Origin of the sequence: Ensifer sp. Root127, from assembly GCF_001425225.1 — a bacterium.
GTDB lineage: Bacteria > Pseudomonadota > Alphaproteobacteria > Rhizobiales > Rhizobiaceae > Ensifer > Ensifer canadensis.
In genome coordinates, this window is the sequence record NZ_LMDX01000023.1 from 277,191 (window position 1) to 300,393 (window position 23,203).

The following is a 23,203-nucleotide window of genomic DNA, read 5'->3' on the forward strand; positions in this document are numbered from 1 at the left end:
CATATCGGCCGGCATGGAGGGTGCCGGCTGCGGGATAACCAAAGGAGGAGAAAATGGCTATCCGCGGATCCGCAATCCTGGGCGTTCTCGCCCTTGCAGGTGTCTCTTTGTTCGGGCTTTCGGCCAAAGCCGAAGACGTCACGATCAACGTCTGGTCGCTTGATCGCGACATCCAGCCGGCACCGAACCTGATATCGGACTTCAACAAGTTGAACGCCGGCATCAAGGTCGAATATCGCCAGATCCAGTTCGATGATGTCGTCAGCGAGGCGATGCGAGCCTATTCGACCGGCCAGGCGCCGGACATCATCGCCATCGATAATCCCGAGCATGCGCTGTTTTCGTCGCGCGGCGCCTTCCTTGATCTCACCGACATGATCGCCAAGTCGACGGTGGTGAAGACGTCGAACTATTTCCCCGGGCCGCTCGCTTCCACCATGTGGGACGGCAAGAACTACGGCCTGCCGAAGGCAACCAACACGATTGCGCTCTACTACAACAAGGACATGTTCAAGGCGAAAGGCCTTGATCCGGACAAGCCGCCCCAGACCTGGGACGAATTGGTCGATGCGGCGCGCAAGCTGACGGATCCTGCAGCCAACGTCTATGGTCTCGCCTTCTCGGCCAAGGCAAACGAGGAAGGGACATTCCAGTTCCTGCCCTGGGCGCAGATGGCTGGCGGCAGCTACGAGCACATCAACTCGGACGGCGCGGTCAAGGCGCTCGAGGTCTGGAAGACGATCATCACCGAGAAACTGGCCTCGCCGGATACGTTGACGCGCGGCCAATGGGATTCGACCGGCACCTTCAATTCAGGCAACGCCGCCATGGCGATCTCCGGGCCATGGGAGCTCGACCGCATGGTGAGCGAAGCGAAGTTCGATTGGGGCGTGGCGCTGCTACCGGTCCCTGAAGTCGGTGCGGAGCGCTCTTCGGCGATGGGCGACTTCAACTGGGCGATTTTCTCCAACACGCAACATCCGGCCGAAGCCTTCAAGGTGCTCGAATATTTCGTCTCCCAGGACAACCGCATGTTCAAGGACTTCGGGCAGCTGCCGGCCCGCTCCGACATCGCCATTCCTGAAACCGGCGTGCCGCTCAAGGACGCCGCCCTCAAGGTGTTCAACGAGCAGCTCAAATTCGCAAAGCCGCGCGGTCCGCACCCGGAATGGCCGAAGATTTCCAAGGCGATCCAGGATGCGATCCAGGCCGCCCTGACCGGGCAGATGGCGCCGAAGGAAGCACTCGATCAGGCGGCCGAAAAGATAAAGGCGGTCCTTGGCTAGAGCATTTCCAGGAAAAGTGCGAAGCGGTTTTCCGTCAGGGAATGCGTGAAACAAAGAGCTAGAGCGGTTCTGCGGCTAAGCCGGAAACGCTCTAGAATTCTTGAATGGGGCGAAGCGCTTCTGGCGTTCCCTGAAGTGCGTTCGCCGGCCCGCATCAAGGGTGCTCCGCCGCACTAAGGCGCTGGAGCGGAAAGCCAGGAAGTTTGTGCCGGCTGTCGGCATCAGTTCGGTCGTTCTAGTTTGCAGGTCGAGACGCGTGCCGCCGATGTCGGCTGCCATCTCGGCGGCGGAGGAGCCCATGAAACGATTTTTGTCCAGCATGATCGACGGTCGCGGTTTCGATATCGGCCTCGTCAGCCTGCCGCTTGCGTTCCTGTTCACTCTGTCCGGGCTGCCGCTGCTCTACAATATCGTCATGAGCTTCCAGGAAGTCGACATGTTCAGCCTTGGCAGTTTCTGGCGCCCTTTCGTCGGCCTCAAGAACTACCGGGATTTGTTCGCCCAGCCGGAAACTTGGCCGATCCTTGCCAACACGGCGACCTTCGTCATCGCCTCGATTGCCGGCCAGTTCCTCGTCGGTTTTGGCCTGGCATTGTTCTTCTGGACGAACTTTCCGGGCGCCTCGTGGCTGCGCGGCCTCTTTCTGGTTTCGTGGGTGATGCCGGGACTTGTCGTTGGCGCGATCTGGAACTGGATCCTCTCCGGCGACTTCGGCGTGCTCAACTTCATCCTGCGTGAAACCGGTCTCATCAGCGGCAATATCTTCTGGCGCTCGGATCCCGATTTTTCCCTCTGGGCCGTCATCATCGCCAATATCTGGCTCGGCACCTCGTTCAACATGATCCTGATGTCCGTTGGCCTTTCGGCAATTCCGCGCGATCTCTACGAGGCGTCTGAACTCGATGGCGCCAATGTCTGGCAACGCTTCTGGACGATCACGCTGCCGATGATGCGTTCGTCCATTGGCGCGATCATCGCGCTGGGGCTGATTTTCACGCTGCAGCAGTTCGATCTTTTCGCGGCAATCACCTCGGGAGGGCCGAACAATGCCTCGAACGTCACGCAATATTGGGCCTGGGACCTCTCTTTCCGGCAGTACGACTTCGCCAAGGGCGCGACCATTTCGGTGATCATGATCGTCTTCGTGATGATCGCCTCGGTCGTCTACGTGCGCTCGACACGGCATGAGGTGCGCGGATGAATACCGTGTCCCGTGACCGGCTGATGCTGGCAATCGCAATCGTTCTCGCCGGTGTCTACCTGTTCCCGCTCTACTGGATGTACATCACCACGATCAAATCCGGTTCAGAGATGTTCGCCACCCCGCCGACCTTTTGGCCGACGGATCCTCAATGGCACATTTTCGGCGACGTCTGGCTAAGTCGGAACATGGGCCGCTATATCTGGAATTCGCTGGTTATCGCCTGCGGCGCCGTCGCGGTCATCACCGTGCTCGGTGTCGGCTGTGCCTATGTCCTAGCGCGCTATCGCAACATATGGGTCGATATCGGCCTCTTCCTTGTCCTCATGCTACAGGTGCTTCCGGCATCGCTGATGGTGACGCCGATCTTCGTCGGCTTTTCCCAGATCGGACTACTCAACTACCCCAGGCTCGCGGTCATCCTGGCGATTGCCGCCAAGAGCATGCCGTTTTTCGTGGTGCTGGTGCGCGCGACCTTCATGAGCGTGCCGCAGGAACTGGAGGAGGCCGCGCTTGTCGACGGCAATTCGCGCGTCGGTGCCTTCTTCAACATCGTCCTGCCGCTCGCGCGCAATGGTATTCTCGTCAGCGCCATCCTGATCTTCATGCAGGCCTTCGGTGAGTTCGTCTATTCGAAATCCATGATCCAGGCCGTCGAACTGCAGCCGGCAAGCGTCGGGCTGAACTCCTTCATGGGGCCGAACACCAACGAATGGAACAACATCATGGCCTATGCGGCGATCTACGTGACCCCGATCCTCGCCATCTTCGTCCTCCTGCAACGCCGCATCGTCTCTGGCCTTACCTCGGGAGCGCTCAAATGACCGCCCAGATCGAACTGACCAACGTCAACAAATACTATGGTGCCTACCACGCGCTGAAGGACATCGAGCTTTCAATCCGCAAGGGCAGCTTTACAGCGCTGGTCGGTCCATCTGGCTGCGGAAAGTCGACGCTGCTGCGGTCCCTCGCAGGGCTCGAGAGCATATCGTCCGGCACCTTGAGGATCGCCGGCGAGGTGATGAACGCCGTGCCGCCGCGCAAGCGCGATGTGGCGATGGTGTTTCAGTCTTACGCGCTCTATCCGCATATGACGGTCGAGGAGAACCTGACCTACAGCTTGCGCATCAGGGGGGTGGCCAAGGCCGAACGCAAGAAGGCCGCAAACGAAGTCGCAGCCGTCACCGGGCTCACCCATCTGCTCGGGCGCTATCCGCGGGAGCTTTCGGGCGGCCAGCGCCAGCGCGTGGCGATGAGCCGGGCAATCATCCGCCATCCCAAGGCGTTTTTGTTCGACGAGCCGCTTTCGAACCTCGATGCAGCACTGCGCGTTCATATGCGCAAGGAAATCCGTGCGCTGCACGATCGGTTGGGCGCCACATCCGTCTACGTCACCCATGACCAGATCGAGGCCATGACGATGGCTGACCACGTCGTCATCATGCGCGATGGCGTCATCGAACAACAGGGGAGCCCGCTTGAACTCTACGATCGGCCGGTCAACAAATTCGTCGCCGGGTTCATCGGATCCCCGGCAATGAATTTCATACCCGCCGTGGGGGGCCAGGATGGACGCTCGGTCATCCTCGACGTCGGTGTCAAACAGGCGATCGTCCTCGATCGGCCTGTGCAACCGGGGCAGGCCCTCACCGTTGGATTGCGTCCAGAGCACATCGAGATTGCCGAGCCCGATAAAGGCGCTCTCTCTGTCCCGGTCGCGCTGCTCGAATCGACAGGCGCGACGTGTTTCCTGACGATGGCAACGACGCCGGAGCTTTCGGTGGTCTTCAATGGTCGATCGAGTGTGACTGCGGGCGACAAGGTCGGCCTGACCTTCGCGCCCGCCAACATTCACCTCTTCGACGCGCAAACCGAACGGCGGTTGCCCTAGCGCCTATGCGGCGAGGGCATGGCTCCGGCCGCTCGGGGGAAACGCTTATGCGTGTGGTGCTGTTTCGGCACCCGCTTCAAAGGAGCCCATACCGGTGCAGGATCTCCTCGATCTGGTCGTCCTGGGTCTTGTTGGGCAGCAAGGCCGGCTCGCGGCTGGCACCAACGGAGCTGTCCTGTAGAAAGAGCGATCGCTTCACCATCGCAGGCGCAAAGCCAAGCGCGTAGAGATCCGTGCGGAAGGCCGAATAAATCGCCTGCTGTCTTTCGGCTTCGGCAATGTCGCCTGAATTGAAGGCGTTCAAAATTCCCGCCAGCACGTGCGGCATGGCATTGCCGAGGCCCGATATGCAGCCGGCCGCACCGTTTTGCAGCGCCCACAGCACCAGATGATCAGGGCCTGAGTAGACTTCGAAACCCTCAACGTCCCTGGCCACTTCGAGATAGGCTTCGAGCGTCTCTTTTGCTCCGCCGGAATCCTTGATGCCGGCGATGTTGCCGTGCTGTGAAAGCCTGCGCGCGGTCTCCGGCTCGATATGGTTCTGGGTGCGGGCCGGAATATCGTAGAGATAGATGGGGGTTTCGACCGCGTCCGCAACGGTCGAGAAGTGACGGATCAGACCATCCTGGGTGCAGGCGATGAAGAACGGGGTTATCACGGCAATACCATCGACGCCGATGCGATCGAATTCGCGTGCGAGTTTCAGCGTTTCGAAGGTTGCGGGCATGCCGGCATTGACGATGACCTTGACGCGGCCGGCGACCTCATCGACGACCTCCTCGGTCAGGCGCACTTTCTCGTCGTAGGTCAGGGCGCTGAAATCACCGTTCGTACCGGCGCACATGATGTTGTTGCCGGCGTCCACCTGTCGGCGGACCTGAGCGCGCGTCGCGTCGTAGTTGATCGTCTCATCGTCGTTGAAGCAGGTAACGAGCGCGACAAAGGCTTGCTTGGACATTGTTATCTCCAGTGATGGGAGCGCTCTCTAGGAGGCGCATTCGAGGCGGGCGGCGCGATTGGCCGCCTGGACGTCGGGATCCGGATCAAGTCCGGCAGCCAGAAGCGCGCGCGTATAGTCTTGGCGTGGGGTCTCGAAGACCTCACGCACGGTGCCGAGTTCGACGACATTGCCCTTCTGCATCACCATGACGTGGTCGGCGAAGTCGCGAACGACCGGAAGATCGTGGGCGATGAAGATGAAGGCAATGCCAATGTCCTTGCGAAGCTTGTCAAGGAGGGCAATGACCTGGGCCTGAACCGAGACATCGAGCGCCGAGACGGCCTCGTCGCAGATGATCAATTGCGGCTCGAGCGCCAGCGCTCGGGCAATGGCGATGCGCTGGCGCTGACCGCCGGAAAACTGATGTGGATATCGCCCCATATGTTCCGGGCCAAGGCCGACCTGAACCAGAAGCTCGGCGACGCGCTCGCGCCATTTCGCCTTGGGCAGGATGTCCGGATGGATCACCCATGCCTCGGAGATCAGCTGGTAGACGGTCATGCGCGGATTGAGCGACTGGGTGGGGTCCTGAAACACCATCTGCAGGTCGCGCCGCAATTTGTAGAGTTCCCCCGGCGACAGCTGGAAAAGGTCACGGCCCTTCCATAGCGCGCTGCCGCTGTCGGGCTCGTCCAGCCTGAGCAGGATGCGGGCGAGCGTGGATTTTCCCGAGCCGCTTTCGCCGACGACAGCCATGGTCTCGCCAGGCATGAGGTCGAACGAGATGCCTTTCAGGGCTTCGAAGCTGCCATAATGTTTGCGGACGTCGCGAACCGACAGGACCGGCTCGCCACGCGTTCCCGGCGAATGCATCTTGCCCTTTCCGGGGGCAGCGGCGATCAGCTTGCGGGTATAGGGATGTTGCGGGTTCTTGTAGACATCGCGAACCGTTCCCGCCTCGACCAGTTCGCCCTTTTCCATCACCACGACGCGGTCGGCAACCTCGGCGACGACGCCCAGGTCATGCGTGATGATCAGGACTGCCATGCCGGTTTCCTGCTGCAACTCCTCCAGAAGCGCCAGCACCTCGGCCTGAACAGTCACGTCGAGCGCCGTCGTCGGCTCGTCGGCGATCAGCAGATCAGGGCGGAGCGCAAGCGCCATGGCGATCATGACGCGCTGGCGCTGACCGCCGGAGAACTCGTGCGGATATTTGTCGAGCGATTTCTCCGGGTCGGGAATGCCGACGCGGGTCAACAGCCGCAGAGCTTCCGCCTGTGCCTCGGTGCTTCCCGTGCCGTGGGTCGTCAGTGCCTCACGGATCTGCCAGCCGACCGAATAAACCGGGTTCAGGTGGCTGAGCGGATCCTGAAAGATCATTGCGATGCGGCGACCGTTCACTTCCCGACGCTTGTGTGTCGGCATCGTCAAGAGGTCGACGCCGTCAAGCAGGATCTCGCCCGAGCTGATACGGCCGGGCGGCATGTCGATCAGGTTCATGATCGCCGACGACGATACGGACTTTCCTGAACCGCTTTCCCCCAGGATCGCCAGCGTCTCGCCGCGATCGAGGTGATACGAGATGTTGCGGACCGCTTTGACCACACCCATCACGGTGTGAAACTCGACCGAGAGGTTGCGGACTTCCAGCAGATGGTCAGCCATTCTTGCGACCTTTCATTTCCAGGCGCCAGCGCTGGACGGGATCAAGGGCGATGCGCATCCAGTTCGAAAGCAGGTTGAGCGACATGGTCGTCAGGATGATTGCAAGGCCGGGCCAGAAGGACAGCCACCAGGCATTGGTGAGATATTGCCTGCCTTGAGAAATCATCAGGCCCCAGGTGATTTCAGGCGGCTGAATGCCGATGCCGAGGAAGGAAAGCGCGCTTTCCGCCAGCATCACATAGGCAAAGTCGAGGGTCGCCAGCGTCGTCAGCGTTGGCAGGACCACGGGCAGGATGTGCCGGAACAGGATGCGCTTGCTGGAGGCGCCCATGACGCGCGCAGCTTGCACGAACATGCGCTCGCGGATCTCCAGCACCTCCGCGCGGGTGGTGCGCAGATAGACCGGAATGCGGGTGATCGCGAGAACCAACATCAGGTTCAGGATCGACGAGCCGAGAACATAAAGCACGATAACCGCGATCAGCAGCGACGGGAACGACATGATGACGTCGGCCAGCCGCATGATGACCTGGTTGACGCGCTCGGAGGAAAAACCTGCGATCAGGCCAAGCGTGGTGCCGACGATCGCGGAGATCGCGACGGCGCCGGCGGCAACCATCAGCGTGTTTTGCGTTGCCACGAGGATGCGGGCAAACAGTGGGCGCCCGAGCGCATCCGCCCCCATCCACCAGACCCAGCCGCGTTCCCATTCGAACGGCGCTGCGTTTCGGCCGCGCAGGTTTTGCTTCGTCGCAAGGTCGCCAAGCCAGCTCGGCCCGACGATCGCCAGAATGAGAACGGTGATCAGAAAGATTGCAGCGCACAGTGCGAACTTGTCCGCCCACAGCATGCGCGCCATGCGCACAACAAAGGTCGGCTCCTGGAGTATCGCCGTATCTGTCGTCTGTAAGGTCATGGCTGAACTCTTCAATGACGGATGCGTGGATCGAGAAGCGTATAGGCAAGGTCGATCAACAGGTTCATGACGAAAATCGCCAGCGCGGTCACGAGAATGGCGGCCAAAACGACGTTGAAGTCACGCTGCAGGATGCTGTCGATCATCAGCTTGCCGACGCCGGGGAAGCCAAAGATGGTTTCGACGATGACCGCACCGTTCAGGAGGCTCGCGGCCTGGTCGCCGATGACGGTGATGACCGGAAGCATGGCGTTTCGCAGCGCGTGGATGAAGATGACCGGTCCGGACTTCACGCCCTTGGCGCGTGCCGTCTTCACGTAGGCAGACGAAAGCGCGCTGATCATCGAACCGCGAACGACCTGGACGATGATCCCGAACGGGCGGACGAACAGCACGCCGATGGGCAAAATCCAGTGCAGGAGCGAGCCGGTGCCGGATGTCGGAAGCCAGGCAAGGTTCACCGAGAAGACGACGATCGCGACAATGGCGAGCCAGAAGTCCGGGACGGCCGCGCCGATCAGCGATATCACCGAGGAGAGGCGATCGAAAAAACCGCCGGCGCGGAACGCGGCCAGTGAGCCGACGACGATGGCAGCGCCCGTCACCAGCGACATGGTGATAGTGGCAAGCCAGAGCGTCCACACGAAAGCTTCCAGAACCACATCGAGTGCCGGCCGTGCCTTGCGCAGCGACTCGCCGAAATCGCCGGTTACGATGTCGCCAACGTAGCGGGCAAACTGAACCATGATCGGATCGTTAAGGCCGTGGATCTCGCGAAACTGGTCCTTCATTTCCGCCGAGGCTTCGACGGGAAGGAACAGGGCGGCGGGATCTCCCGTCAGGCGCGAGAGGAAAAAGACCATCACGATCAGCCCGATAAGGGAAATCAGGCTGGCCAGGGCCCGTTTGCGAATGAAGCTCATCTTTGTGCCTCTCGATTGCATAGGGCGGCGGGATCCTCCCGCCGCCTTGATTGCGTCTGTCACTGGCGGATTTCATCATCGCCAGAACGGATCACTTGATGCCGATCTCCGAGAGCTGAAGCATCGAGTTGGTCGCCATGGTGGGCTTGAAGTCCAGGCGTTCGGAAACGCGCGAGAATCCAACCATGTGGAAGAGCAGCACGTCAGCCACCACTTCATCATGCACATAGGCAATGGTTTCAGACCAGAGCTTGGCGCGTTCTTCGCCGACAGCCGCCGAGGCGCGCTTGATCAGATCGTCGACCTTGGGGTCTGAAAAGCCCGACTGCGTGCCCTCGGTCGCGTATTTGAAGAACATCGAGAAGGACGGGTCACCCTTGGAGTTGTCGTGCATGGCAGCAACGAGCTGCGGCCCGCGACCTTCCTTGAACGGCTTGGAATAGTAGCCTTCATGTTCGGCCACTTCGACGAACTTGAGATCGATCTTGAAGCCGACTTCCTGCAACTGCGCCTGAATGGCTTCCATGATCTCGGTCACGTTCGGGAAGTTTGCCGAGCGTGCGATGATGGTGATCGGTGTATCGACCTTCACGCCTGCGGCCTTGGCTTCCTCCAGAAGTTTTTTCGCGGCTTCTGGATCGAAGGGGAAGACCTTCACGTCAGGGTTCCAGCCGAGCGTCGGGGGCGGCACGATCGCGGTGGCGAGCAGCGCGCTATCGGGAACCAGAGTACCTAGGAACGCCTGACGGTCGATGGCCATGTTAAGGGCACGACGCACGCGCACATCGTTCAGAGGCTCGATATTGTGATCAATGCGCAGATAGACCGTCTCGCTGTCGAGATAGGAGAAGTCGGTCTTCGGGTTGGTTGCGTCGAGCTGCGAGATCGAGGGCGAGAGATCGGCTTCGCCGGCCTGAACCATTGCGGCTCGCACTGACGGATCTGCGCGGAACAGGTAGGTTGCTTCCGTGACCTGCGGCTTCTGGCCCCAATAGTCATCGCGCCCGGTCAGGACGATCTGCTGGCCCGGCGTCCAGTTGGTCAGTTTGTAGGGGCCGGTGCCGATCGGCTCGCGGATGAACTCGAGTGGCGTTTCTTCCGGAACGATCGTGACGAGCGACATCAGCAGCGGCAGGATCGGCTGAACCGGATCCGCGCTGAAATCGATCGTGTGATCGTCGACGACATTGGCAGTAACCGTCATCCCGCCAAAGTATCGACGAGACTCACAGGCATTCTTGTCGCTCATGATGCGGTCGAAGCTGTGCTTGACGTCCTTGGCGTCAAAGGTCGTGCCATCAGAGAATTTCACCCCCTGGCGAAGATGGAAACGCCAGCTTCCGTCTTCATTCTGCTCCCACTTTTCGGCAAGGCGTGGCACGACGCCCTTGTCGCCGCGAACGTCGAGCTCGGTCAGGGTCTCGCTGACATTCTGCATGATAACGCGGCCGATATTCGAGCGGGTTGCCATGCAGGGCTCGAGCAGATCGGCCTCCTCGGCCAGCACGATCTTGATCGGTCCCGATGCGGCAAAAGCAGGCGACATGGCGGAGCCCAACAGGAGCGCCCCCAGGATAAGCGTTTTCTTCATTGCATTTTCCTCCCTAGAAAGTCTCGTTCAGTCCGGCGCCTTGCCAGACCTGAATTTTCCGGAACGCGCGGCGATCAATGCGGCGCAGCATATGAGTGCACCGCCGCCGATGGTGGTCAGCGCGACGGTTTCGCCGAACAGGGCAAATCCGCCGAAGGCCACAAGCGGCAGGCGTAGAAAGTCAACCGGTGCCACGACAGTCGCCGGCGCCAGCGAAAAGGCATGGGTCATCAGCCCCATGTATGCGGTGCCGACCACGCCCTGAAGTGCAAGCAACCCCATTTCCCTTGGGCCAGGAATGGCGAAAAACGGGATGGCGAGCAGCAGGGCGATAGGCACGGTCAAGAGAAGGTTCCACACGACGAGCGTCGACGTGGCGTCGCCTTTCGACATGGATTTCAAAATCAGCTGGATCGCTGATTGAAGCACGGCGCCCGCAAGCGCCAGCAAGATCGCCAGCGTGAAGCCCGTCGCGGACGGGCCGATCACCAGCATGGCGCCGGCAAAACCAAGGGCGACCGCTGCAATCATCGCCGGGCCCGGTCGTTCGCCCAACGTCAACGCTGCACCCAGCACGACAAAAATCGGAGAGGTGAAGGCGATGGCGGTGACGTCGGCGAGCGGTCCCCAACCGAAGGCGGCGAACAGCGCGATCATCGCCAATAGTTTGAAGCCGGCGCGCAGGGCGTGCTGGCGCACCGGATGCGTCGTGCGAAGAACGGATGGGCGAAGCGCAATCCAGGGAAGAAGGATGAGTGCGCCGAAGAACGCCCGGAAAAATCCGATGACGAACGGGTGCACGGCGCCGCTCAGCGCACGCACGATCACGGCATCTGTCGCGGCGAGCGTTGCTGCTCCTGCTGCAAAGACGACGGCCGTCGTAGCCTGGTGGCGACTGCTGGCGCTGTACATGAAGGTCCTCCGTCCCCGGCATCCTTGCGCCGTGTTGTCATGACCATCTATCTTTCGGCAAAGTTTGTCAAATCGTTTTCTTATGTAAAATTATTGAACGCAGCTATCGTCTGCAAATAATAAGCAATTTCAGATAGTTGTGTATGATTGCATGGTCGATAGGCGAAACCAAATGACATTAAAGAACTTGACAACTTCGAAATTTGGATGCTTTTCGAACCTGACAGGAGGGCCTAAATGCATCCCGATGAAATCGCTCGCAACATGAACGGCGTGCTTCGATCCGTGTCCCCGGGGCGCGACGAAGCCTTGTTGCCTTCGTCAATGATCCAGAACCATGCGGCATTCCTGCACTTGCTCGATGACGGTGCGCTCGTGTGCGCCTGGTTCGGCGGCACGCTGGAGGGCAAGTCGGATATCTCGATCTTCGCGTCTGTACTGACGCAAGGCTCGACCGCCTGGGGACCGCCGCAGCGACTGAGTGACGATCCTTCACATTCGGAACAGAACCCGGTGTTGTTTTCCGCGCCGGACGGCACTCTCTGGCTGTTTCATACCTCCCAACCATCAGGAAATCAGGATGAATGCCGGATCCGCATGACTGAGGTGGTGCGCGATCCCGCCGACCCACTGAAGCTCGCAGCGCCAAAGGGGCGCTACCTCGACCTGCCGCGCGGGTGTTTTGTCCGCGCCCCTGTCGTCGTGCGCGACGATGGTGCGTGGCTGCTGCCGATTTTCCGATGCGTGCAACGCCCCGGCCAGAAATGGAACGGCAGCCATGACACGGCCGCAGTGGGTGTCTCCCATGATGCAGGCAGGACGTGGCGGCTCGAAGATATTGAACAGTCCACCGGCTGTGTGCACATGTCGCCAGTCTCGCTCGGAGGGGAGCGCTACGCCGCCTTCTTCCGGCGTCGTCAGGCCGACTTTGTCTACCGGAGCGAGAGCGTCGACGGGGGGCGGTCCTGGTCCGTGCCTCATGCCACGGAAGTGCCGAACAACAATTCGTCGCTAGCGGCAATCCGCCTGCGCGACGGCCGCATCGCCATGATCTGCAATCCGGTGAACGCGCTTCTGTCGTCCGACCGACGCGCCTCGCTCTATGACGAATTGGGCGAAGATGATGGCCGGCCCGATGCGGATCCAAGCGGAGGCTGCGTTCCCGTCTGGGGGGTGCCGCGCGCACCCGTTGCACTTTGCCTCTCCAACGACGGTGGGCATTCCTTTGCGCTTCGCCAGTCGATCGAAGATGGCCCGGGAACCTGCCTGTCCAATGACTCGACCGATGGCCGCAACCAGGAAATGTCCTATCCCTGGCTGCTTGAAGGTCCCGACGGCGCAATGCATCTCGCCTACACCTATCATCGGCGCGCGATCAAATATGTCCGCCTGGCTCCCGGTTGGGACAGTGCGGCTCGACGGAGTGTTTCATGAGCAATATCATTGGCATAACCATGGGCGATCCCTGTGGGGTCGGCCCCGAGATCTCGGTGCGGGCCCTGGCTGAAATGTCCAGTGCAGATCGCGCACAGACGCGCATCTATGGCAATCTGGCGACGCTTGAGGCCGCTCGGTCTGCGCTCGGCCTGAACATCGACCTCACTCCTCATGTCGTTGATCTGCCGATTGAGGGTGCACCGCTGCCCTGGGGGCAACTGAGCCCGGTCGCCGGCGATGCTGCCTTTCGTTTCATCGAGAAAGCGGTGCGCGACGCCGAATCCGGTGCGATCGGCTGCATCGTCACGGCGCCGATCAACAAGGAAGCGCTGAACCTCGCAGGCCATCACTATGATGGCCATACCGGCATGCTGCGTAGCCTCACCGGGTCGAAGGCTGCCTACATGCTGCTCGCTTCCGAACGACTGAAAGTTATCCATGTGTCGACGCATGTCTCGCTGCAGGAGGCAATCAGAAGGGCGACGACAGAGCGAGTTCTGGCAACGATCAGGGCCGGGGACGCTCATCTCAAGCGCACCGGCTATGCCGCGCCCAGGATCGCTGTTGCCGGCATCAATCCGCATTGCGGCGAAAATGGCCTGTTCGGCACCGAGGATGACGACCAGATTGCGCCTGCGGTTGCCGCCGCGCGCGCCGAGGGTATCGACGCCTACGGGCCGATTTCGGCGGACACGGTTTTCTATCGTGCCTATTCCGGCGCTTTTGATCTGATCGTCGCGCAATATCACGATCAGGGACACATCCCGATCAAGCTGGTCGCCTTCGATACCGCGGTCAACGTCTCGGTCGATCTGCCGATCGATCGGACCTCGGTCGACCATGGCACGGCCTTCGACATCGCCGGAAAGGGCATCGCCGACCACGGCAATATGAACTCCGCCATCGCCTACGCGCGCAAGCTCGTGGCCGGCAGCGCCAAGCAAGGATGACCAGGCCATGACAATTGCTCAAATCACCCTTCATCAACCACGCCGGCTAATAGTCGGCGCAGGTACGGTCGGAGAGGTCGGTGCCTGGGCCGCCGAAGCCGGCTCCGCACTCGTGATCGCAACGCCGATCACGGCAGGCTTTGCAGATCGATTGCGGCTTTCCGGCCGCGTCACTGTCTTCGATGCGATACCCGGAGAGCCCGACATCGCAACGCTGGACGCAGCGCTCGAGGCCGCAAGGCGGTGCAAGCCGGACCTGATTGTCGGTCTTGGCGGCGGATCGGTGCTCGACGTCGCAAAGCTGGTTGCAGCGCTTTGGGATTCGGATCAAACGCTCGTCGATGTCGCGGGCCCCAATCGCGTCGCCGGCCGCAACACTCGCCTGGTTCAAGTCGCGACGACGGCTGGAACCGGCTCGGAAGCGGGCATTCGCTCGCTGATTACCGATCCCGGCAAAGGTAACAAGATCGCAGTGGAAAGCGCGCACATGATCGCGGACTTTGCCGTTCTCGATCCGGAGTTGACCTATTCCGTACCGCCGGCCGTCACAGCGGCGACGGGTGTCGATGCGATGGCCCATTGTGTCGAGGCCTTCACCAATCGTCGGGCGCATCCGATGATCGATGGGTTTGCGCGAATGGGCTTCCATCTTGTCGGCAAATATCTGGCACGCGCGGTCAAGGACGGGACAGATACCGAGGCCCGCGAAGGGCTGATGCTTGCCTCCTATTACGGCGGCATATGCCTTGGGCCGGTAAACACCGCCGCTGGCCACGCCATCGCCTATCCGCTGGGAACCAGGCTCCGCCTGCCGCACGGGCTGGCCAACGCCATCATCTTCCCACATGTACTTGCCTTCAATCGTTCCGTTGCAGCAGAAAAGACGGATGAGGTCGCACAGGCGCTGGGACTGGGCGAGGCTCTTTCGGCGCCGGAACTTCTGAGCGCTGCTCGCGGATTTTGCAGTGATCTCGGCATCGAGATGTCGCTTTCAGCTCACGGCGCGACGTCGAACGATCTGCCGCTCTATGCCAGCGAGGCGCATGCCAACCGTCGCCTGATGGACAACAATCCTGTTGATATGAGTGTCGACGAGGTGCTGGAGGTCTACAGGGCGGCCTTCTAACGCATGTCGCGGAAATGTGCGCAGCGGCGAGAACGACATGCGCAACAAACAAGTGCCTAACGCGCAGTAGGCGAACCTGAGAGGCTACTGCGCTTTAGGCGCCTTGGGCCATTGCCCAATTTCAAGCGCCTCGGCCAAAGGTCGGGGCGCTTCGCGTTGCGAGTGTCGCCGATTTACCGGGTCGTCTGAAACAACCGCTCGCGCGAGCCGGTCAAGTGATCGTGCATCAACTGCTTTGCCTGCGTGCCGTCACCGGCAGCGATCGCATCGCAGATTGCTTCGTGCTCGGCGAAAACACGCGTGAGGCCGGTTGTCTCGCGCTTGACTGACGCGCCATGGAATTTCATGCCGACGGCAATATGGTCCTTGAGGGCTTCCATCGCGGTCGAGAAATAGCTGTTCTGGGCAGCGCGCGCGATCGCCAGATGGAATTGGAAGTCCGCGTCCTCGCGATGCGACTGTCGGTTGGTCGCGTCCCGCATCAACTCCAGCGCCTGGCGAATGGCGCCAAGACTGGCGTCATCATGGCGTGCCGCTGCTGCGGCTGCTGCTGCCGGCTCGACCGTCAGCCGGAACTCGTAGCAGTTCAGCAGATCCGCGACATTCTCCAGTTGTCCGAAGCCAAGTGGCTCCTTCATGCCGACGGCACGAACAAAACTGCCAGCGCCTCGGCGAGAATAGATCAGGCCCTGGTCACGGATGCGGCGAAGCGCCTCGCGGATGACCGGTCGGGACACTTCGAATTCGGCGGCGAGGTCGTGCTCCGTCGGCAAGCGTTCATCGGGCTTGTAGGCCCCCGATTTAATGGCGCGATGCATCCGCTCGAAGACGAGGTCGGCCAGGCTCTTGCGTGTCGTTCCGTTCTCCAGTCCCATTGTCATCCCATGTTGCGGAGCATTCTGCCCGCAATCTCCCTCAGCGTCCCGGCGTGACCGAATCCTCCGGATTTCGCGATGATGCAATGTCCGTTGGCGAAGGCCAAGCCCAGACCTGGCATGCACTCACCCATTAGCCGGAAACGTTTAATCCCCATCTTGTCCAGCACGGCTTGTGCAGTGGCACCACCGGAAAGAAGCAACGTCGAGGCGGCCTGTGTCAAAGCTGGAAAGACGCTTTCCGCTAGAAGACGGGAGACTTCCTGCGAGGTAATTGCGACATCTCCGTCAACTGCCTGCACAAGAGTGATCAAGCTGCCATCCGAAGACGTGTCGCTCAGGCGGCCATTTGGTGCCGGCAGATAACGCGGCTCGAGCGTGGCACGCAATTCTTCGATCTGCGCTAGCGTGATCGGATCACGCGAGCCGATGACAAAAAGTCCGGGCCCTTCTGGGATCTCGGCAGCTAGCGCCTTTGCGTCGCCGGTCATTTGGCGTGCCAGTGCCTCGGCCAATCCGCGTGCCCCGATCAGCAGGTCCACTCCCGATTCCTGGGCCGATTGAAGCGAGCGGCTCATTTCTTCCGCGGTCGCGATATCCGGGATCGTCATGTTCCCCGCGTGCCGGCCAAGTTTTTCGGCAATCGATATCGGCGTATCCACCCCAAAGCCCTGTACATGGCCGGCCCTTACCATCCGTCCGAAATCCGGAATGGCGGGAGCAACCAGCGCTGAGCGAAAAGGGATTATGTCGAGCTCGGCAGCGATGTGGCCCTTGAGGCGCGAGTCGATCTTCTTGAAAAGGCGCGAGCCCGGCGGCAACGCGGCAAGCGCCGCAGCAGTTGCTTGCTGCGCTGATACGACATCCATTTCCCGCGAGCCAATATTGACGGACATGACCTGCGGGTGCTCGCTCAACGCCCCGGGGATGGCTTCGACGGTAAGCGCAATCTCAGTATGCAGGCCCCTGCTGGCGAATGGGGCGGCTGCATCCAGGGCGCCGGTCAGATCATCGGCGACAATGGCCAGCATGAAACAAGCTCCAAGAATTTGTTGTTATCTTAATTCCTTCGTTTTTGATTGAAATGTCAAGGAGTTTTGGCTTGCTAATTACAAATAGTTCCTGATGGACCCGGCAGTTTGAAGGCCGTCGAGGAATGACGCGGTGACACGAAATCTAAAGCAGCGTTCGTCAGGTGATCGCGGTCCAGATGGAACCCAGATCAAGAATGCAGTGGCCGGCAGTGGCGCGTGCCAATCGATCTTTGGCGAGTCTTTGCCCGACCGATAGATGAGCTTGTCAGGACCACCGCGAGAGGGATTGATTATCCAATCCCGACGTCTGGCGCTGTAAACGGCGAGGACTGGAGGGAAGGCCTCTGGAGGGGTGTCTTTGCACCGCCGGCTACGGGGGAAGGGACACTGCTATCCACCTCGGTCTGCAAGTACCAGATGTCAATCGGCAACCGCCGGCCAGCGAGCGCAACCTCATTCTGTACCGTCCACAGTGCAGATGGCGCAGGTTTGCGCAATTGTTTGACCAGCGCCGATGAGACAACAAGCGGTGAGCCCAGAACCTTCGTAAGGGCTTCAAGTCGCTGGGCGACATTGACCGCATCCCCTATGACTGTGAATTCGCTATGACACCCGCTGTCCAGGACGCCACCGACGACGGAGCCATAGTGCAAGCCTATGCCAGCGCTTAGGGCAGGATACCCGCCAACCAAATTCTGGTGCTTCCAGTCATTCAACGCATCGACCAGGTCGAGAGCGCAAGCGAGCGCACGGTCTGCGTCATCCTTCATTGCTGTAGGTTGGCCAAACACCGCCATCACGCCGTCTCCGATGAACTTGTCGACGGTTCCGCCGTGGTCGAAAATGATCCCCGAAACGAGATGACGGTATTGAGCCAGCACCGCTGCCAATTGGCGAGCGGGTGCTGTCTCGGCAAAACTGGTGAAGTCACGCAGGTCGACAAACATGATCACGGCATTGCGCCGTTCGAGTTCGAGAGCCGAACTTCCTTCCTGAAGGTCGGCGACAACGAGTGGCGAGAAGAACCGCGACAGATTGAGGCGTCGCCTGTCTGCCAACAGAGCCTCCTTCCGCGTCTTATCGTGATCCTTGGCGAGGAGATAAATTGCAAAGGCGGTGAAGCCATAACTCACCGTCAGACCAAGATCCTGATTGAAAAAGTAAGCAACGAACGAGACAGCGTCAGCCGTGTGATGCCTGGCGGCGGTAACCGCGAGCATGCCGATCCAGGCAACAAGGACGATGCCTGAAAAGACAAGAACCAGCCGACGGTCAAGCTTGAGGCCAACATGATTGAGGAGAATGAAAGCGACGACGAGGCTGCTCGTCGTAACATTGTGGTTCTCTGTGACCGGGCCGCCAAGGATATGGGCATAGAGGATCAACGCGACCAGCAGTGCGTCAAGAACGACAAATAGCGTTTTCAGCCAGGATCGTCCGGGCAGGAAGCGGGCGCTCATCACAGATGCGATGCTGATAACCAGATAGCAAATAATGACGGCGAAATGGGTCCCTTCAGCCTCTGCACCCCCGCCCAGCAAGAGATTAGCGAGAAGTATGGCGAAGGCGACGAACCGCAGAAGGATTGAACGGGTTTCCCGCTCGAAGTCCCAGTCAGCGCTGAGTGAAGATCTCATGTTTTCCTCTGGACATGCGGGCAGGCTTCGGGACCTCTCACGGTCAGCCGAGCTCGCATGCTCTCGGTACCATGAAGGGTAACGCGACCCTTATGGGGCTTCCAACGATGGTAAGGTCAAGAGCTTGTGGGATCGCGCTAGGGGCTTTGCATCTGTCGTGCGCATGCATTGCATTGCGGGTTGGGAGACTTGCCGTGGTTTCAATCGCGGACAGAGGATCCAGTACGGTCAGCAGCCCAAGCGACGAAGGCCGCTTTGAGATGCTCGGCCGCGGGCGAAAGGCTGTGCTGGCGCCGCTGCAATAGCGAGACATCTCGCATCACGTCCGGTTCGATCAGGTCGATGGTCGTGACGTGTACGGCGGATGCGAGTTGGCTGGAATTCTCCGGCAGGACGGCGACGCCCATGCCGGCGGCGATCATGCTGATGGCGGTCGTTGAGAAGCGCACTTCGTACTTCGGCCGGAAATTCGGAGCGACGCGGATGAGGTTATGCTCAACGATGCTGCGCAATGGGTTGGCGGCGGCCAGCGTGATAAGCGATTCGTCTTTCATCTCCTCCCACCGCACGGACTTCCGTTTGGCGAAACGGTGGTCCTCCCGGCACACAAGCATCAGCTTGTCGCGCAAAAGCGGGGTGGCCGTGATCTCCGGATCCTCTTCAGACAGTGTGCCAACGGCGATGTCGACCTCGTTGCGCTTGAGCGCCGGGCTGATCGCCTCCTCGGGCATGTCGCGGATGCTGACGGAAATCTCCGGATACATGCGCAGGAACCGGGCGATGATCGGCGGCACGATGGTTGCGGCGAGCACGATGGCCGCAGCGACGGTGACCTGGCCGCGCTTCAGCGAGGCATTGTCGCGCACGTCGCCGACGGCGAGCTCCAGGTCCTTCAATATTTTGCGGGCCTGCGGCAGGAATTCCTGCCCGACGAGCGTCAGCGACACCATGCGCGTGTGGCGGTCGAACAGGCGCACACCGATTTCCGACTCCAGGTCCCGGATGAGGATGCTGACCGCCGACTGGGTGAGGTGAAGGTTCCTTGCGGCGATGTTGAACTGGCCGAGTTCGGCCACCGCGATGAAGGCCCTGAGTTGCCGCAGGGTTATATTCATGGACGCGACGCCCTCCTTCGAACATGCCGGTTGTGCGGTTTACATCAAACGATGGCGCGGCCTCTCCTGTCTAGCCCGCAGGTGTCGGTTGCTCAAGGCGATCCGCAGCTTTCCCTGCCATCAGCAGTCCCAGCTCCTCGAGGCGAGAACGGTCCGGCGGCAGTTCCCCAAGGATTTCGCCGTGGCACATCACGAGGATCCGATCGCAGATCGCGAAGAGTTCTTCGAGTTCCGTCGAGATCAGCAGGATCGCTCTGCCGCTGTCGCGCTGCTTCAGCATCTCCTCCATGACGAATTCCATCGCGCCGATGTCGATGCCACGGGCGAGCTGGTTGACGAGAATAAAATCGGGGTTGCGCGCCAGTTCACGCGCGACCACCAGCTTCTGCTGGTTGCCGCCGGAAAGGTTGCCGATCCGCTGGTTCTCATCGCGGGACTTGATGCGGAAGCGCTTGATGAGATCGCGGGTATGCGTGCCGATCGTGCGCCGATTGAGCATGCCGCGGGCGGCAAAGGGCGGTTGGTCGTATCGCTGGAGGATGGTGTTCTCGCTGAGCGAGAGCGAAAGCACGATGCCATGCTTGTGCCGATCTTCCGGGATGTGGGAAAACCCACAAGCATTGATGCGGGCGGGGTCCAGGCCGGTAATGTCCTTGCCGTTGAGTACGACGCGGCCCGAATCCACCGGCAACAGGCCCGCAAGCGCCAGTGACAATTCGCTCTGGCCGTTACCGGAAACGCCGGCGATGCCGACGATCTCGCCGGCGTGCACATCAAGGCTGATGCCGCGCACGGCCGGAAGCCCGGTTTCGCTACGACAGCTGAGGTTTTCGACCGACAGCACGAGCCGACCGGGGGCGGCAGCGTCGCGGACCAGCTCCATGCCAACGTCGCGCCCCACCATCATGCGGGCAAGGCCTCGCGCATCCGTGTCGTCGACGCCGACGGTATTGACCACGCGCCCGTCGCGCATGACGCTGATACGGTCGCTGACCCGCATCACCTCGTCGAGCTTGTGCGAGATGAAGACGACAGTCTTCCCGTCGGCGGCCAGGTCACGCATCAGGCCAAGCAGGCGGTCGGTCTCCTGCGGCGTCAGCACAGCGGTGGGCTCGTCGAGGATGAGGAGATCGATGCCGTTGAACAGAGCCTTCAGAATTTCGACGCGCTGCTGCTCGCCGACGGAGAGATCTTCGATGAGGGCGTCAGGGCGGACGTCGAGCGCATAGCGATCGCTGAGCTCGCGGATTTTCGCATGGATCTTGTCCATGTCGTTGATGATCCGGAACGCTGATCCCTGGCCGAGGATATAGTTTTCCGCGACGGTGAGGTTCGGCACGAGCATGAAGTGCTGGTGTACCATGCCGATGCGCTGGCGGATCGCCTCGCGCGGGCTGTTGAAGCGAACGGGCGCGCCTTTGTAGACGATCTCGCCCGCGTCGGGTCGCACCATGCCGCAGATCATACTCATCAGCACGCTCTTGCCGGCGCCGTTTTCACCGAGCAGCGCGTGGATCTCACCCTCCTCGATTTGCAGCGACACGCCGTCGCTGGCGATGATGGGGCCGAATCGCTTGTGGATATTATCGATGCGCAGGAATGGTTTGGGGGACATGTCCGTTACCTCATCTCGTAGGGCTGGCCGAGCTTGCTCGGCGCGGCGCCCTTGCCGCGAACCACGACCAGCGTGATGATCGTCATGATGTAGGGAAGGGCTTGCAGGACCTGGTAAGGCACCACGATTGACGCCTGTGCCTGGAGCATCAGTTGCAGGGCATAGAATAGGCCAAACAGCAGCGAGACGAAGAAGGCCCCCATTGGCGACCACCTCGCAAAGACCACGACGGCAAGCGCGATGAAGCCGCGCCCGGAGGTGATGCCCTCGACGAACTGGTTGGAATGACCGAGCGTCAGGAATGCGCCGCCGAGACCTGCAAGACCTGTGCCGACCATCACTGCGGCGTACCGGTAGGTCGCGACGTTGCGGCCGGCGACGTCGACGGCCTTGGGGTGTTCCCCCACAGCACGCAGTGTCAGTCCGAAGGATGTTCGATTGAGCACGAGGGTGGCGAGGATTGCGACAAGGATCGTGCTGTAGACGATGAGGTTCTGCCGGAAGAAGGCTTCTCCCAGGAAGGGCAGATCGCTGAGCCAGGGGATATGGACCGGCTGGGCGATCTCGATGCCCTTGCCGGTCGAAACATAATAGGTGCGGAACAGGAAGGCGGTGAGGCCCATGCCAAGCAGGTTGAGTGCCGCGCCTACCACGATCTGGTCTGCCTTGATGGTAATTGTGAAGAAGGCGAAAACCAGCCCGAACAGCATGCCGCCGCCGACGCCGGCAAGAAGGCCGAGCGGGATGCTGCCGGTGGCGAAGGCGGCCGCGAAACCGCAGAACGCGCCGACCAGCATCGTGCCTTCCAACCCGATGTTGAGCACCCCCGCCCGTTCGGAAAAGACCTCACCGATCGAGGCGAAGATGAGGGGCGTCGCGAGCCTCCAGGCCGCGCCCATCAGCGCCGCGAGGAAGGTGAAAAACATCATGTCGTCCATGGTTGCGGACCTCTCTTGATCATCTTCATCCCTTGCGGGGAGCGGTTTGGCTAACGCAGGCTCGTCAGCACACCGCGAAACTTGGCGAAGGCCACGACCGACAGGATGACGATGCCCTGAATGACGAGGACGAGAACCTGCGGGACCTGCGATGTAATCTGGAGGACCTCAGAGCCGGACCGTAGCATCGCGAAGAGCCCGCCCGACAGGATCGCGGCCAGGGGATTGTTGTTGGCGAGCAACGCCACGGCGATGCCTTCGAAGCCGTAGCCCGGTGAGATGTTCTGATAGAGCCGGTGGGTGACACCCGCGACCTCGAAGGCGCCGGCAAGCCCGGCCATCGCGCCGCTGATACAGATGGCGATCATCACGTTGCGGCGCACGTCCATGCCTGCATAACGCGCCGCATCCGGGTTGAGGCCGACGACGCGCAAGGCAAAACCGCGGCTGCTGCGTTGCAGGAAAATATAGAGTGCGACCGCCAGCACGATGGCGACGAGGATACCGATATGGAGGCGCATGTCCGAGACGATGCGCGGCGTCCAGGCCTCGCGCACCAGCCGGGCCGATTGCGGATAGGCGGCGCTTGCGTCCCTCATCGGCCCGGTGACGAGATAGCTCGTCAGGATGAGGGCGATGTAGTTGAGCATGATCGTGGTGACGATCTCGCTCGCCTGGAAGCGTACCTTGAGATAGCCGGCGATGCCGGCCCAGGCGGCGCCGGCCAACGCGCCCGCCAGCATGACGAGCGGGGCATGGATCCAGACAGAGAGGCCATCGATGCTGGTGCCGACGAAGGTGGCGGCGATCGCACCGACATAAAGCTGCCCCTCAGCGCCGATGTTCCAGATGCTGCACCGGAAGGCGACACAAAGCCCTGCGCCGATCAGGATGAGCGGCGTCGCCTTCAGCAGGATTTCGCCGATCGAGCGCGCATCCTGGAAGGAGCCCATGATCATCACCGTAACCACGTCGGTCCCAGTGAAGCCGTTCAGCCACAAAAGCGCCGCGCCGAACGAAAGGGCGACAAGGACCGCGGCGATCGGGGTCGCAGCGCTGATAACCGCCTGCGAGAGCGTCCGGTAGAGAGCGTGGGCTGCTTGAGGATACACGTGATCACGCGCTCCGTGGTTTACCTGTTCCATGGATCG

At 60.9% G+C, this 23,203-nt stretch carries 20 protein-coding genes; 7 read left to right on the forward strand and 13 right to left on the reverse strand.

Annotated features, from left to right (window positions below):
* The first annotated feature begins 53 nt into the window (after nt 1-53).
* From ASD03_RS23500 to ASD03_RS23520, 4 genes are all read left to right on the forward strand, one after another.
* On the forward strand, nt 54-1,286 hold the full coding sequence (locus ASD03_RS23500) for a sugar ABC transporter substrate-binding protein (protein ID WP_057207060.1): 1,233 nt from the start codon (nt 54-56) through the stop codon (nt 1,284-1,286).
* Between the two features lie 298 nt (nt 1,287-1,584).
* Complete coding sequence (locus ASD03_RS23510) at nt 1,585-2,487, forward strand: sugar ABC transporter permease (RefSeq protein ID WP_057216808.1); 903 nt, start codon at nt 1,585-1,587, stop codon at nt 2,485-2,487.
* Complete coding sequence (locus tag ASD03_RS23515; protein WP_057216812.1) at nt 2,484-3,311, forward strand: carbohydrate ABC transporter permease; 828 nt, start codon at nt 2,484-2,486, stop codon at nt 3,309-3,311. The genes ASD03_RS23510 and ASD03_RS23515 overlap by 4 nt, the downstream gene beginning before the upstream one ends.
* Complete coding sequence (locus ASD03_RS23520; protein WP_025430387.1) at nt 3,308-4,378, forward strand: ABC transporter ATP-binding protein; 1,071 nt, start codon at nt 3,308-3,310, stop codon at nt 4,376-4,378. The genes ASD03_RS23515 and ASD03_RS23520 overlap by 4 nt, the downstream gene beginning before the upstream one ends.
* Nucleotides 4,379-4,454: 76 nt before the next feature.
* On the opposite strand, the gene ASD03_RS23525 is transcribed toward ASD03_RS23520, so the two are convergent.
* The 6 genes from ASD03_RS23525 to ASD03_RS23550 all read right to left on the reverse strand — a co-directional run bounded on the left by ASD03_RS23525 (nt 4,455) and on the right by ASD03_RS23550 (nt 11,325).
* Nucleotides 4,455-5,336 carry a dihydrodipicolinate synthase family protein gene (locus ASD03_RS23525; RefSeq protein ID WP_025430386.1) on the reverse strand — a complete coding sequence of 294 codons (882 nt, stop codon included), beginning with the start codon at nt 5,334-5,336 and terminating at the stop codon, nt 4,455-4,457.
* Between the two features lie 27 nt (nt 5,337-5,363).
* The gene (locus tag ASD03_RS23530) at nt 5,364-6,983 is read right to left on the reverse strand and encodes an ABC transporter ATP-binding protein (protein WP_057216815.1); all 1,620 of its coding nucleotides are present in this window, start codon (nt 6,981-6,983) and stop codon (nt 5,364-5,366) included.
* The gene (locus ASD03_RS23535; RefSeq protein WP_057216818.1) at nt 6,976-7,899 is read right to left on the reverse strand and encodes an ABC transporter permease; all 924 of its coding nucleotides are present in this window, start codon (nt 7,897-7,899) and stop codon (nt 6,976-6,978) included. Before ASD03_RS23535 ends, ASD03_RS23530 begins: the two co-directional genes overlap by 8 nt.
* A gap of 11 nt (nt 7,900-7,910) precedes the next feature.
* Entirely contained in the window at nt 7,911-8,822 is a 912-nt protein-coding gene (locus ASD03_RS23540) for an ABC transporter permease (protein WP_057216820.1), read from the reverse strand.
* A gap of 91 nt (nt 8,823-8,913) precedes the next feature.
* Nucleotides 8,914-10,413 (reverse strand): ABC transporter substrate-binding protein, encoded by a 1,500-nt coding sequence (locus ASD03_RS23545; protein WP_057216823.1) that lies wholly within the window; start codon nt 10,411-10,413, stop codon nt 8,914-8,916.
* A 27-nt stretch (nt 10,414-10,440) separates the two neighbouring features.
* Entirely contained in the window at nt 10,441-11,325 is an 885-nt protein-coding gene (locus tag ASD03_RS23550; RefSeq protein WP_057216825.1) for a DMT family transporter, read from the reverse strand.
* A 237-nt stretch (nt 11,326-11,562) separates the two neighbouring features.
* Between ASD03_RS23550 and ASD03_RS23555 the strand changes: the two genes are divergently transcribed.
* The 3 genes from ASD03_RS23555 to ASD03_RS23565 are packed head-to-tail and all read left to right on the forward strand — an operon-like array spanning nt 11,563 to nt 14,838.
* A complete protein-coding gene (locus ASD03_RS23555; protein ID WP_057207077.1) occupies nt 11,563-12,759 on the forward strand; it encodes an exo-alpha-sialidase in 1,197 nt (398 codons plus the stop codon).
* Nucleotides 12,756-13,712: a 4-hydroxythreonine-4-phosphate dehydrogenase PdxA gene (gene pdxA, locus ASD03_RS23560; RefSeq protein ID WP_057216828.1), complete on the forward strand. Its 957-nt coding sequence runs from the start codon at nt 12,756-12,758 to the stop codon at nt 13,710-13,712. The genes ASD03_RS23555 and pdxA overlap by 4 nt, the downstream gene beginning before the upstream one ends.
* Nucleotides 13,713-13,719: 7 nt before the next feature.
* The gene (locus tag ASD03_RS23565) at nt 13,720-14,838 is read left to right on the forward strand and encodes an iron-containing alcohol dehydrogenase (protein ID WP_057216831.1); all 1,119 of its coding nucleotides are present in this window, start codon (nt 13,720-13,722) and stop codon (nt 14,836-14,838) included.
* Nucleotides 14,839-15,011: 173 nt separating this feature from the next.
* Here ASD03_RS23565 and ASD03_RS23570 read toward each other — a convergent pair whose 3' ends face one another.
* From ASD03_RS23570 to ASD03_RS23600, 7 genes are all read right to left on the reverse strand, one after another.
* Nucleotides 15,012-15,713, reverse strand: coding sequence for a FadR/GntR family transcriptional regulator (locus ASD03_RS23570; RefSeq protein WP_025430377.1), 702 nt, complete (start codon nt 15,711-15,713; stop codon nt 15,012-15,014).
* Nucleotides 15,714-15,715: 2 nt separating this feature from the next.
* Nucleotides 15,716-16,744, reverse strand: coding sequence for a four-carbon acid sugar kinase family protein (locus tag ASD03_RS23575; protein ID WP_057216835.1), 1,029 nt, complete (start codon nt 16,742-16,744; stop codon nt 15,716-15,718).
* Between the two features lie 293 nt (nt 16,745-17,037).
* Nucleotides 17,038-18,384 (reverse strand): adenylate/guanylate cyclase domain-containing protein, encoded by a 1,347-nt coding sequence (locus ASD03_RS23580; RefSeq protein ID WP_057216838.1) that lies wholly within the window; start codon nt 18,382-18,384, stop codon nt 17,038-17,040.
* 200 nt (nt 18,385-18,584) lie between these two features.
* On the reverse strand, nt 18,585-19,499 hold the full coding sequence (locus ASD03_RS23585; protein ID WP_025430374.1) for a LysR family transcriptional regulator: 915 nt from the start codon (nt 19,497-19,499) through the stop codon (nt 18,585-18,587).
* 70 nt (nt 19,500-19,569) lie between these two features.
* The gene (locus tag ASD03_RS23590) at nt 19,570-21,114 is read right to left on the reverse strand and encodes an ABC transporter ATP-binding protein (RefSeq protein ID WP_057216841.1); all 1,545 of its coding nucleotides are present in this window, start codon (nt 21,112-21,114) and stop codon (nt 19,570-19,572) included.
* A gap of 5 nt (nt 21,115-21,119) precedes the next feature.
* Nucleotides 21,120-22,052 (reverse strand): ABC transporter permease, encoded by a 933-nt coding sequence (locus ASD03_RS23595; protein WP_057207091.1) that lies wholly within the window; start codon nt 22,050-22,052, stop codon nt 21,120-21,122.
* A gap of 50 nt (nt 22,053-22,102) precedes the next feature.
* Nucleotides 22,103-23,197 carry an ABC transporter permease gene (locus ASD03_RS23600; RefSeq protein ID WP_057216843.1) on the reverse strand — a complete coding sequence of 365 codons (1,095 nt, stop codon included), beginning with the start codon at nt 23,195-23,197 and terminating at the stop codon, nt 22,103-22,105.
* Nucleotides 23,198-23,203 lie beyond the last annotated feature (6 nt).